General features: G+C 37.4%; 17 protein-coding genes and 1 pseudogene. 16 read left to right on the top strand and 2 right to left on the bottom strand.

The genetic code is table 11. The features are described 5' to 3' along the window. Positions 1–223 precede the first annotated feature (223 nt). From Q7O55_RS09100 to Q7O55_RS09070, 7 genes and pseudogenes are all read left to right on the top strand, one after another. Entirely contained in the window at positions 224–1,435 is a 1,212-nt protein-coding gene (locus tag Q7O55_RS09100) for an ATP-binding protein (protein WP_303929861.1), read from the top strand. A gap of 137 nt (positions 1,436–1,572) precedes the next feature. Then, a complete protein-coding gene (locus Q7O55_RS09095; protein WP_303929859.1) occupies positions 1,573–2,403 on the top strand; it encodes a DUF6630 family protein in 831 nt (276 codons plus the stop codon). 113 nt (positions 2,404–2,516) lie between these two features. After that, positions 2,517–3,332, top strand: coding sequence for a DUF2262 domain-containing protein (locus Q7O55_RS09090; protein WP_303929858.1), 816 nt, complete (start codon positions 2,517–2,519; stop codon positions 3,330–3,332). A gap of 20 nt (positions 3,333–3,352) precedes the next feature. Continuing rightward, positions 3,353–3,784 (top strand): hypothetical protein, encoded by a 432-nt coding sequence (locus Q7O55_RS09085; protein WP_004694583.1) that lies wholly within the window; start codon positions 3,353–3,355, stop codon positions 3,782–3,784. A gap of 71 nt (positions 3,785–3,855) precedes the next feature. Further along, complete coding sequence (locus Q7O55_RS09080) at positions 3,856–4,362, top strand: hypothetical protein (protein ID WP_303929857.1); 507 nt, start codon at positions 3,856–3,858, stop codon at positions 4,360–4,362. Positions 4,363–4,399: 37 nt separating this feature from the next. Further along, positions 4,400–4,942: a hypothetical protein gene (locus Q7O55_RS09075; protein ID WP_303929856.1), complete on the top strand. Its 543-nt coding sequence runs from the start codon at positions 4,400–4,402 to the stop codon at positions 4,940–4,942. Positions 4,943–4,994: 52 nt separating this feature from the next. Further along, positions 4,995–5,423: pseudogene (locus Q7O55_RS09070) on the top strand (hypothetical protein); the annotation flags it as partial. 172 nt (positions 5,424–5,595) lie between these two features. On the opposite strand, the gene Q7O55_RS09065 reads toward Q7O55_RS09070, so the two are convergent. Then, positions 5,596–6,162 carry an NAD(P)H-dependent oxidoreductase gene (locus Q7O55_RS09065; RefSeq protein ID WP_303929855.1) on the bottom strand — a complete coding sequence of 189 codons (567 nt, stop codon included), beginning with the start codon at positions 6,160–6,162 and terminating at the stop codon, positions 5,596–5,598. 232 nt (positions 6,163–6,394) lie between these two features. Between Q7O55_RS09065 and Q7O55_RS09060 the strand changes: the two genes are divergently transcribed. Next, entirely contained in the window at positions 6,395–6,892 is a 498-nt protein-coding gene (locus tag Q7O55_RS09060) for an ECF transporter S component (protein WP_303929854.1), read from the top strand. A gap of 479 nt (positions 6,893–7,371) precedes the next feature. On the opposite strand, the gene Q7O55_RS09055 is transcribed toward Q7O55_RS09060, so the two are convergent. Next, on the bottom strand, positions 7,372–7,752 hold the full coding sequence (locus Q7O55_RS09055; protein WP_303929853.1) for a carboxymuconolactone decarboxylase family protein: 381 nt from the start codon (positions 7,750–7,752) through the stop codon (positions 7,372–7,374). A gap of 66 nt (positions 7,753–7,818) precedes the next feature. On the opposite strand from Q7O55_RS09055, the gene Q7O55_RS09050 reads away from it, so the two are divergent. The 8 genes from Q7O55_RS09050 to Q7O55_RS09015 all read left to right on the top strand — a co-directional run bounded on the left by Q7O55_RS09050 (position 7,819) and on the right by Q7O55_RS09015 (position 12,129). After that, positions 7,819–8,166: a MerR family transcriptional regulator gene (locus tag Q7O55_RS09050; protein ID WP_303929852.1), complete on the top strand. Its 348-nt coding sequence runs from the start codon at positions 7,819–7,821 to the stop codon at positions 8,164–8,166. An 80-nt stretch (positions 8,167–8,246) separates the two neighbouring features. Further along, positions 8,247–8,432 carry a type II toxin-antitoxin system HicA family toxin gene (locus tag Q7O55_RS09045; protein WP_004694602.1) on the top strand — a complete coding sequence of 62 codons (186 nt, stop codon included), beginning with the start codon at positions 8,247–8,249 and terminating at the stop codon, positions 8,430–8,432. A gap of 70 nt (positions 8,433–8,502) precedes the next feature. Continuing rightward, positions 8,503–8,901 (top strand): type II toxin-antitoxin system HicB family antitoxin, encoded by a 399-nt coding sequence (locus Q7O55_RS09040; protein ID WP_119563244.1) that lies wholly within the window; start codon positions 8,503–8,505, stop codon positions 8,899–8,901. Between the two features lie 144 nt (positions 8,902–9,045). Further along, on the top strand, positions 9,046–9,390 hold the full coding sequence (locus tag Q7O55_RS09035) for a zinc ribbon domain-containing protein YjdM (RefSeq protein ID WP_303929851.1): 345 nt from the start codon (positions 9,046–9,048) through the stop codon (positions 9,388–9,390). A gap of 100 nt (positions 9,391–9,490) precedes the next feature. Then, positions 9,491–9,883 (top strand): hypothetical protein, encoded by a 393-nt coding sequence (locus Q7O55_RS09030; RefSeq protein ID WP_369691724.1) that lies wholly within the window; start codon positions 9,491–9,493, stop codon positions 9,881–9,883. A 13-nt stretch (positions 9,884–9,896) separates the two neighbouring features. Beyond that, on the top strand, positions 9,897–10,409 hold the full coding sequence (locus tag Q7O55_RS09025; protein ID WP_303929849.1) for a phosphatidylglycerophosphatase A: 513 nt from the start codon (positions 9,897–9,899) through the stop codon (positions 10,407–10,409). 191 nt (positions 10,410–10,600) lie between these two features. Then, entirely contained in the window at positions 10,601–11,140 is a 540-nt protein-coding gene (locus Q7O55_RS09020; protein WP_303929848.1) for a cysteine hydrolase family protein, read from the top strand. A gap of 359 nt (positions 11,141–11,499) precedes the next feature. Further along, the gene (locus Q7O55_RS09015) at positions 11,500–12,129 is read left to right on the top strand and encodes a superoxide dismutase (RefSeq protein ID WP_303929847.1); all 630 of its coding nucleotides are present in this window, start codon (positions 11,500–11,502) and stop codon (positions 12,127–12,129) included. Positions 12,130–12,198 lie beyond the last annotated feature (69 nt).

The raw sequence follows: 12,198 nt of genomic DNA, 5'->3' as shown, positions 1-12,198 counted from the left end.
AACATGAGATTAGAAAATTGATTTAATTTTGTCGCATTACTTATTGCAATCCATCTATTGCAATTCATCTATTATAAAAATTGTGCCATAGCGGCATGATTGAATTAAGGTTTTGAAACCCAAAATACAATATAAAAATATAAAAATTAGGTTTTAAGATCTTAAAATGATATAATGGATATAAAATTAGGTTTTAAAACCTATTTGGAGAGGAGGCAAGTGTATGCCATTAGTATCGCGACCATATTATTTAGATTTTCTTCGAAGACATAAAAATAGACCTATTATTAAGGTTGTTTCTGGTATACGGCGTTGTGGTAAATCTACGTTATTTAAGCTGTTTCAAGATGAGTTATTAGCCGATAATGTAACAGTCGAACAAATTATTGATATTAATTTTGAGTTGATGGAGTATGATAAACTAAGAGATTATCGGGCTTTATATGAATACATTAATGAACGGATTATTCCAAGTAAAAAAATGTATCTATTCCTCGATGAAATTCAGCATGTACCATCATTTGAGCGTGTAGTAGATAACTTCTTTGTACAAGATAATATTGATATATATATTACAGGTTCTAATGCTTATTTTATGTCCTCTGATATGGCTACACTTCTCACAGGTCGCTATGTACAAATTGAGATGCTTCCCTTGTCTTATAAGGAATACGTCGATGCCTATAGTGAAAGTGGACTTTCACGAATGGCCTTATATGAAAAATATGTAAGTGAAGGCTCATTCCCAGGGCTTTTACATATGTCGGAAAATTGGCAAGGTCGGCAGGATTATTTACAAGGTTTATTTAATACCGTTGTTTTAAAAGATATTGTTGATCGATTAAAAATTGCAGATATTAAATTACTTGAAAGTATTGTGAGATATATTTTCGCCAATATTGGTAGCTTGATTAATCCCACAAAGATTGCAAATTCATTAACAAGCGCAGGTCGAAAGGTAGATAATAAAACTGTAGAACGTTATCTTAGGGGCTTAGAAGATAGTTTGTTGTTATATAATACAGAACGATTTGATGTGCGTGGCAAAGAATTATTAAGATTACGTCCTAAGTATTATGTAGTGGATATGGCTTTTAAGCAACTATTACTACCTGATATTAACCGTGATAGGGGACATGTATTAGAAAATGTTGTATACCTTGAGTTGCGGCGTCGAGGATATACAGTATATGTTGGACAATTAACAAAGGGAGAAATAGATTTCGTTGCTCAAAAGCCTGGAGGCATATTAGAGTACTACCAAGTATCAGAAAGTGTATTGGATCCAACTACTAGAGACAGAGAGTTAGCACCATTAGAAGCAGTTAAAGATCAGTATCCTAAATTTTTACTCACTATGGATGAGCTCTATAAACCTCATAATTATAATGGAATTCAGCAATGTAATGTATTAGACTGGTTAATAGGGATGTGATAATTCACATCCCTATTTTTGTATCTATATGTTGTTATTTAATATACTTATAAATCATGCTATTTAAGTTATAAATAATGTTATAATTAGATAAAATAGTGTATTTGTAAAAGGTAGTTATATAAAGGTATATCCTTATGAATTTTAATAATTGGATTCAAGAAAAACTCTTCGATAACTACGAAGAGTGGCATATGAAGAGCCCTGATTATAATCGAAACGGTTTTAACATAGTTGGCATAGATAATACCCTAAAGGCCATGCATGATGGATTTTTCATGTACATGGAGTTATACCCACCTCATGCGATCAATGGTTGTACTGCGATGAAAGCCCGTGTAGGGAAAATGCAGGATGCAGTGGATATATTCTTAGACATAGATGGTAAGACCTATCGTATGGCAGATGTAAGTTATCCTGATGCGGTGAAGATGATGCGGGCTTTTGTGAAAAAACGCAGAGTACCTGATCGTAGTTTGTGTGTAGAAGTAGCAAATCTAGATATAGAGCAGATGAAACCAACATTTACAGAGCTAGCAACGTTATTACTAGGCGATGCTAAACAAGCTAAATCATTTATACCCAAGGCAAAGCTACGCTCCATGGAAGCTTTAGAAGGTAGTTGGTGGAACCTTTATGAGAAACTAGTAGCTAAAGGATATGCCGTAGAGTTAAGCTGTAAATGTGAATTAGAGGATTTTATTCATAATGTACAGAAATTAATACGTGACAAGTCTTTAGATACCGGCGAAGATCTAACTATTGACCTATCAGCATTAGATGAAGATCAAGTTATTATGGACTGGTGTGCTGATCTTAATTCTAAATGGGAAAACTATACGTTAGCAGGCATGGATATTGGAACCGATAGCTTTGTGCTCATGGTGCTTTCAAATGAGGAATTCAAAACAGCCAAAGAACTAGGAAAAGAACTATTACATAGAATCGATGTAGCAGAACGTCTGTGATAGGTAACAGAACATGTTAATGTTACAGAAGCAATTATGCTATGGCATCATCTATAAAAGGATGTATTTCTGAACTGTAGAACCGTAAAATGTGATGAATAGGAGAGAGTTATATGAGTATTGTACGTCTACCAGAATATGAAGCAGAGTTTAAGCCGGAAGAGTTTGAAATCTATGCATTGCCGCGGAGTGATGCGAATGGGGCTAGTCCTTATTTAGAGAAGTACCATAGACCACTGGTGTCTACTGATGCTATTCTAGATACTCGAACTGGCGTGCTTGACCGTAGCGAAGGCATTTTGACGTGGATTATTGAGGGTCTTGACGATAGATGGGGTTATTCTTTTGAGCCCCATGGGGTCTATAAATTGTTAGTTAAGAAAGCAAAACCATTAGAGGACCTCGGCTATATGCGCCCGTCTTGGAATAATCGCTATTATGTGCTTGAGGTATTAGAGGAGCATGCTAAACATAGTGAGTTAGAGGCGTTGTCGACGTATTTGAAAAACCCTAAATACCTTCATACCGACAGGGGTGACTTCCTTTTAAATCGAGAGTATCAATATTACACAGCGAGAATTGGTGATTATGCATTCACTCTTGATGTGGATGAGGGTTCTGATGAAAGCTGTACCGTAGCATTGGCGGCTTTCAATACAATCGAGAATTTCAAAGCATTTGAACAACGAATTAGTGCATATATTAGTGAGACCTTGTTAGAACTCGCTAATTATTGGCTCGACAATGACGATCAAGATCCGATTACGTCAGACGTATTTGCTAAGCGTATTACGATGGGTGAATTGGCATTTCGCAATGATGGTACCATAGAGGTATATTATGACGACGATGATATCTTCTGGGGGCACTGTATCATAGCCCATATTGATGCGGATGGGAACCCTGTTGATGCAGATATTGCAGGATAACCAATTAATGGAGAGTCCTAATGAGAAAATCGGAATTAATGACATTATGGAATGTTGAAAGCTGGTCTGAGGAACCGTATGGCGTTTACTTTGTATCTCGCCGATTGGGCATTAATCGTTTAAAGAATGAAGGACAAGCCTTTAAAAAACTTAATATTAGTTGTACCGGTTATACTGAAGATGATGTACTTTCACTATTAATATGGGAGCAATTATATGTTCAATTAGATGAATTAGACCAACTGGCGAAGGGGCTCATACAAAAGGGAATACCGCAAGAAGAGTCTGTTGTACTAACGCTAACGGATATAATGCTGGATAAATCAGGTTGTTACGATGCATTTGCACTAGGCTATGATGTGGGAGAATCCCCAGCAGGACATCTATATGTTTTGGTTCCTTTTGATGAAAACTTTACGGCTCAACAAGATGTGATATACGAAACCTTATAGAGTTGTTTTAAAGTGGTGATACTGGTGTTGTATTCTACCTAAAAATATAAGTGATATGTAGGAGAGAGACTATGGAAGATATGTATAAATTAGTCAAAGATTTCTTTAGTCATGATATGGATTTAGATGATTTATTTGATTCCGAAGCTATCATCTGGATTGACTGGCGCGAGGATGACGAAGATGTGGTGAACTATTTTAATGACATGATGGATGAGCCTATCGACATTCAAACCGTTAGCAATGGAAAGAAGTATGGTGACGATATTGTACTACAAAAGAGCAATAAAAAATTGCTAATTCCCTACGGTGATGAGAAAGACCGGGATGTGACTATCAAATATTTCAACGACTTCGTTAAACCTGATTATGAGGTGCGCTGGTTTGCTGAAAGCCTTGGCGATGATACGCTCGGATTTACCGTGCTTTCAGGGACAGAATGGCTAAAGCTAGAAGATGAGTTTGGTGCAGATATAGTTTGTTATTATTTTGTACCTATTGATTTAGAAAGCAACATGTTTAATCTCAGTATGAGCGAGGTTTCTGCGTTGTTAGGATTACGAGAAAATAAGAGATGAAATAGAGAGAATAGGTGAATCTATAAGAGGTAACAATATGGATTATTTAAAAATATTACATAAAGATTCTAACTTGGCAGCAGATTTTGACGCACTATTTGATTTCTTTTTGCTCGATGAACCTACGGAACGTGATGAGATTGAGGGAAAATGTACCTTTTCTATGGATGGAAAGGCTTTTGCTCGTGATGGTGCCGGCGGTGAATATCATCAATTAGAGGATGGCTCTATCGGCTATGTTAGTAGTGAAGGCCAATGTGGTCGCATAGCTGAAAGTATAGACGATTTAATCCATTTATTGGTGTATAGTATTTGCTGGCATGACTATTGTGATGTCAGTCAATATACGGATATGTCTACTCTTGAAGCCTATGCTAATGAGCGACATAATCAAATTACATCCTATACAGAAGTGGATGAATGGGAAATCGTTGTTAAGGCGCTAGGCATGCCATTAGAAGCAAATTTGGCTGATGAATTACAAAAGTTCTATGACGCAACACATCGAGAACCTGTATACCAAGGCTTTTACCATGAAGAAGATGGTAGCATTACGCCATATGAAAGCCTATTCTTTTAATCTGTAAAATCGGAAAATAATCAGCAATAAAAGAGTATTTTAAGAGGTTTTTATTGAACATCAATCGACTTTATGGCATTCTACGCCGTTTGCATTAATTTTTTTATTACGTACTTTCAAAAAAGCCGTTGAAGAGCAACGTCATAATGAAGTGGCTCGTTATTTAGCTGAAGCATTAGTAGAGTTGTTTATTGTCATTGCTGAAAGTATTAGAGATAGTCTTGTGTTGGAATATGCAGATCCATTACCAAATTTTGTGGATATGCTCAACGAAAAATATCTTTGGTCTGAAGGATACGATGAAGACAAAGATATGATTCGCTATGAGGAAGATGAGGTGTTCCCTGATGATCTATTCTTTAGCTTCTATTATTATTCACTGCAAGTACTTTTATTAGGGACGCCATTGTTAGATAAAGTTAATGAGCAAGAAGCTAAATTGCTAGAATTATTGGTAGAGATAGAGTACTCAAATATCTAAGGAATTATAGAAGGAAATGATTACGATGGATAAAGCGTGTAAAAAGGAATTGCTAAAGGCTTATGCTGATGAGCAAAGGCAATTGTTTAAAGATAGTTAGTTTACTTATGGATGAAGAGTTATTTTGGCAACCAAGTAATCTTTGGTAAAAAATCATAGTATACTAGAAATGTTAAATACTTCTGGCGATATTAGCGATTTTGTCTAAGAAGCACCGGCGTTTTTCGTCCGAGCTATTTTCCGTGCCCGCCAACTGGGTATGTGTAACCGGTTTGATGCCGCAGGATTTCAGAATCTGATTTTTCAATACCTTGCCATAGTCCTGGATAAACGGCGTCAAAAATGCGGGAGTGTTATGTGTGGTGATAATCCAGGCTGATTTCCCTTGTAAATGACCTATAAGGCCTCTTTTACCGTATGAATAGGCAAAGCCTGCTGTAAATACGCGATCGATAAAGCCTTTGAGCATTGCGGGCATACCGCTCCACCAAATTGGGTAGATAAAGATGATATGGTCTGCCCAAGTAATCATATTGCGATACTTTTCCATGTCGGGCACAGTACTTAAATCTCGACGTTTGTGCGTATCATCAAATCGCAATATAGGATCGAACTGCTCCTCATATAGATCCAAGGTGTTCACATTGTGATCCTTTGAAAGATTCTGTTGCACTACTTTCAGAATAGCGTCATTAAAACTTTGATGATTAGGATAGGTGTAAATGATTAAAATATTCATGGCTAGTTCCTTTCTATTTAATCATCGTCAGGATGAAGGAATTTGTATAGTAAAATGGTATCTATATTAAGTTAAAGTCTAGTGAAGAGTATTTATTCTGAAAGTAAATAACGATAGAATTTGCTAAGGAAGTATTGTTAATTTCTTTTATTTGCAGGTGTTACTATAAAGGTATATAGTATAGACATGTGATGGATATAGTCACATGTCTATTTTTTATAAGGAGGACGCTATGCAACACGTTCAAACCCGCAGTACTACGTCCGCGTTAGTACTCACAGCCGTATTGATTGCCCTCGCAACATTGTTTACCATGTACACGAAAATTCCAGTACCTGGCATTCGCGGCTATTTCAATGTAGGAGATGTCGTTATTATGACGTCAGCTCTATTATTAGGTCGAAAATATGGCGCCTATATTGGTGCTATCGGCCCGGCGCTAGCTGATTTATTCCTCGGCTATGCAGTCTTTGTACCCATCACCTTCGTTGTGAAAGGCATTGAAGGCTATCTTGTCGGTACTGTCTATAAGAATAAGACAACTACCTCTGCCTTGGTAGCAACTATCGTAGGTGGTATTGTTATCGTAGCCGGCTACTTTATCGCCGAATACTTTGTATTCGACCCAGGCGTAGCCATTGCTAGTATATTGACGAACGCCATTCAAGCTGTTATGAGTGTCATTATTAGCATGATACTCTATGCGATATTGTGTAAACGACTTGGATAGTAAATAGGGAGGCTCTATCAAGAGTCTCCCTTTGTTAGTTATAAATAGGCTAATATTTATTAATAGATTTTTTATTGCATAGAACATAAGTTCGGTTTATAATAAACGTAAGATAGTCGAACGAGGTTGGGACACCCTTTTTCTTTGAAGGGGGTGAAAGCCTATGAATGCTTATGAAGTCATTATGATTGTCCTCGGGATCTTAACTGTCGTTATTTCCTTTGGCGCATTGATAGTGCTGATTTGTCGTAATAATGACAAATAGCCCTTCGTTACCAACTGGTAGCTGAAAACGAAAGGCCATTTCTGCATGTTTTATAATGTTTTGGGATGAGCCTGACGGAACCACTCGTCGACTATCTCTTTATTATATTATAATGATATTGGCGTATATCGTCAATCTGGATGCGTCGTGTAATGTACATATAGCATTATTGAGGGATTCCATCCGGAACCCCTCTCTTTTTGCAGGTCACTCTTTAATTCAGGATATTCCGTTCTTCAAAGACTGCTTTCACCGTAAACAGTGCATTCAGCACGCGTGGAAATCCCGCATAGGGGATGCAGTGGGTACAGACCTCTACGATTTGCTCGGGCGCAATACCGACATTGAGTGCCGCATTGGTGTGTACTTTCAGCTGTGCCTCGCAACCGCCCAGCGTTAACAGGGATGCGAGCGTAATCAGTTCCCGTTCCTTGAAATCCAGGTTGGGGCGCGTGTAGATGTCGCCGAACAGTTCGACCAATAAATCGGCTATGGCCGGTGAAATCTCTTGAATTGTGTTATACACCTCCTCGCCGTGCAGCCCGTCAATCTGTTTTAATGTGTTCATGCCGATGTTAAAACGTGTTTCTTTCATAATTATTACCTCCGTCTAGACGTATGATATATGCTCGAGTATACTTGAGGTCAAGGTGGTGAAAGTATGAAAATCGGTGAATTTTCAAAATTGGTAGGGCTGTCTATTTCTACATTGCGATATTACGAGGATCAAGGGTTCCTCCACATCGAGCGACAGAACGGCATTCGCAATTACCATGCGGAGGATATAGGTTTTGTGCAGTTTATTAAACGCTTGAAAGACATGGGAATGCCGCTTGCGAATATCAAGCGATATGCGGATTTAAGGTATGCCGGATCTCATACGGTCCATGAAAGAATGATACTGTTGCAAGAACACTATCGATTTATTGAGGCCGAAATTAAACGATTGGAAGGCTATAAGAACAATCTTGAAGATAAGTTAGAGTTGTATGAAAATCTTTTGAATTAAGATTACAAATAATTGACATACGTATAAATACGTATTAAAATATATATAAGTCAAAAATATAAAAGGACGGTGATTGATGTTTGACTACACCAAAAGAGTTAATGAAGGTTTTAACAAAGGATGGTTGGTATATTGATAGAATTAGAGGCTCACATCATATATTAAAACATCCAACAAAAAATGGGCGAGTGACTATAGCACTACATAAAGAAGATTTAAAACCTAAAACATTACAAACAATCTTGAAGCAAGCGGGGCTTAAATAGCCCCCTATCAAGATAAAATGGTGGAGTTAAGATAATCACAAACTGAATGTCTAGATAGGAGGAGGAAAAAATGAGAAAGGAAATGTACCCAGCTGTATTTAGTACAGATGGTGGAACTGGATATACAGTAAGTTTTCCGGATTTGTTAGGCTGTGTAACTGAAGGTAATACTTTACGTGAAGCAGTAGAAATGGCTGAAGATGCATTGGGCATCTACTTATATTCATTAAGTGAAGATGGTGAAGAATTTCCGGAAGCAAGCAATCCAATTGATATTAAATGTAATAAAGGTGAATTCATAGATTTAGTAAAATGGGATGAAGAGGAATATTTAAAAAGAACCGATAATAAAGCTGTAAAAAAGACCCTTACAATACCAAGCTGGTTAAATCATAAAGCTGAAGAGAAGCAACTTAATTTTTCACAAATTTTACAGAGAGCATTAAAGCAAGAGTTAGAATTAGTATAATGTGTAATATTTAAAATTTATAGATTTATAGATTATAACTCATGTAAGTAATATTAATTAGCGTTTGACTTATTGCTTAGGTAGTTAGGTAACGTTTTCATATGGTATAATACTTTCATTATGTAGTGAAAAAAGGAGATCTAAATGGCAAATTTACCTAACTGCCCTAAGTGTGGCGATGAGTACACATACGAAGACGGTCATATGTTTATCTGCCCTATGTGTGGCAACGAATGGACAGCGGCTGATGCACAAGCTGCAGCTGAAGCGGGTATCATTCGCGATGCTAATGGCAACGAGCTCGCTGATGGCGATACAGTTGTTGTTGTAAAAGACCTCAAAGTAAAAGGTGCGGGCGTATTAAAACAAGGTATGCGCGTAAAAAATATTCGCCTCATCACCGATGCAAGCGACGGTCACGATATCGATTGTAAAATCGATGACTTCGGTGCGATGGCATTGAAATCTGAAATGGTTAAGAAAATCTAATCTAAGGAATCCCTACCGATAAAAATTCGGTAGGGATTTTTTCGTGGTATAATCAACTTATAATGCATATAGTAAGAGAGTTTTTAGATGAGAGGAAACTATATTTAACCGTGTTATTTTATTGGCCTTATTAGTATCTATGATGAGTCCTATTAGTTCTCTGGCTACAGATTTAAAGCCTGCCGACAAGCGTAATTATGAATTGCAACAACAGATTTCTTATAATGTGCTTATTCCACCAGAGGCTTTTGAAACGAGTGCAGATGGAACATTAATCGTTCCTATAGAGATTAAGACGGACGATAAGGGTAATATTATAGCTGTTGAAGCAGGTCCTAATAATTGGAAGCTAGATCGTGAAGCGTACCCAATTTTTGAAGAGACTGCTAAAGAGGCGGCTTGGGATACTAAACATGTTGATACTGATGAAGCACTCGTTGTAACGATTCCCGTTAGTATTGTCATGTTATCTGATAATAATCTAAAGAAATGATAAAGGAGGACTTATGGAGTCTACAAAAGATTTAGAGAGATATACTTACGCGCTTCTCGCTGAACGGGGTGTCACATTAGAGGACATTGCAGAACTCGTTTTTTACGTACAAAAACCATATATGCCAAATTTAAAATTTGAAGAGTGTAGCGATAGCGTAGCTTCTGTACTATCTAAACGGGAGGTACATAATGCAATTATTACGGGCATAGAGCTGGATAAGTTGACAGAGCAAAATAAATTATCTCAACCATTACAACGCATAGTGGCCAATGATGAAAGCCTATATGGTATTGATGAAATTTTAGCTTTTTCCATCGTTAATTTGTATGGATCCATTGGCTTTACAAATTATGGATATTTAGACAAGGTGAAGCCAGGTGTTATCAAAAAACTAGATAGTGAAGAGGGCGGGCATTGTAATACATTTCTCGATGATTTGGTTGGTGCCGTAGCGGCAGCAGCGGCAGGGAAACTAGCACATAATGAGCCGAATCGGGTACGACATGCTATAGCAGAAGAATAGAAGTCCGTCATATATCTACTTATCGGTAAAGTATGAGGTGGGCTTCGATGACTCATTGATAACACTTTGATAAAAACTTGATAACAATTTATAGAGTTGGTAGATACTATTGATGTTATAAAGAATAAAGAGTATAACTAATATTGATTGGAAATAAATACTTTATTTTGTAGCTATATACAGGAGGAACTATGCAAAAGGTTCTGGTAGTAATCGATATGCAAAATGATTTTGTCGATGGTGCACTTGGCTCATTGCAAGCACAGTTAATCGTAGATAATGTGCGTAAGAAAATTGAAAGCTTTGATGGTCCTATTATCTTTACTCGTGATACTCATGATAGCGATTACTTGGAGCGTCAAGAAGGGAAGCTTTTACCAGTGCCACACTGCGTGAAAAATACCGAGGGCTGGCATATTGTGGAGGGATTGATCGAGACTGCAGAAGGTCGTTCAATCATGAGCCCCGTATCCTTTGTAGATAAGCCAAACTTTGCCTCTTTTGAGCTAGTAAGTCGCTTAGAGGGCATGGATAGGGTAAATCCTATTGAGTCTATTACGCTCATCGGATTATGCACAGATATTTGCGTTGTTTCCAATGCGATCCTGTTGAAAGCAGGCTTGCCAGAGATTCCGATTCATATCGATTCTAGTTGCTGTGCTGGCGTAACAGAAGAGTCCCATCAAGCGGCATTAACAACGATGCAAATGTGTCAGTGCATCATTGACTAACTTGTGAATCAAATTTATATAAAACTATGTGTTATTGCTAACCAAAAGTCACATAACAATAAACTAATTAAAGGCTGTAGGAGTTCCTATGGCCTTTTATGTTCGTCTTTTATATTGACGTTTTTCTATATAATGTGTACAATTAGATAAAGAATGATAATTCATATCAATTTGTTAGCTGAAATATTATATCCTAACTTCTGGTTACGTTAGGATAATCAGTCTCTTCTTGAAGTATATATGCTATGCTAGTAGATTGATTCTATATTACCGATGCAGGTGCATCGAATCGCTTTCACAAGAACGATGATACGAAATAGTTAGCATTGTTCTATACCCTAAATTTAAGGAGGACTATTATGAAACCTTTCGAACTCGCACCATTACCGTATGCGTATGATTACCTTGAGCCTGTTATCGATGCAGAAACAATGAAATTGCATCATGACAAGCATCATCAAACCTATGTTAATAATTTGAACGCTGCTATCGCGAAATATCCTAATCTTCCGTATGGCTGTGTAGACTGCATTCTCGGCGATATTGCTAATGTGCCTGAAGATATCCGTCAAGCAGTTATCAACAATGGTGGCGGTCACAAGAACCACACCATGTTCTGGGACATCATGACAAAACCAGATACTTCTAAATTGCAAGGCCCTTTGAAAGAGGCTATCGACGCTGAACTTGGTGGCTACGATGCTTTTGTTGAAAGCTTCTCTACTGCGGCAGCTACACGTTTTGGCTCTGGTTGGGCTTGGCTTGTAGTTAACAAAGATGGCAAGCTAGAAGTGACATCCTCTGCGAACCAAGATAACCCTTTATTAGAAGGTAAAAAAGCAATTCTATGCTTAGACGTTTGGGAACATGCATACTACTTGCACTACCAAAACCGTCGCCCAGACTATATCAAGGAATTCTTCCGCGTTATTAACTGGGATAAAGTTTCTGAAAACTACGAAAAAGCATTGAAACCACATCATGATTAAGTGGTACACTTGTTAGAAACAGAAACAGAAACAGAAACAGAAACAGAAACAGAAACAGAAACAGAAACA

Source organism: Veillonella parvula, from assembly GCF_945949885.1.
Taxonomy (GTDB): Bacteria; Bacillota; Negativicutes; order Veillonellales; family Veillonellaceae; genus Veillonella; species Veillonella parvula_B.
This window is presented reverse-complemented; position numbering and strand designations above follow the sequence as displayed.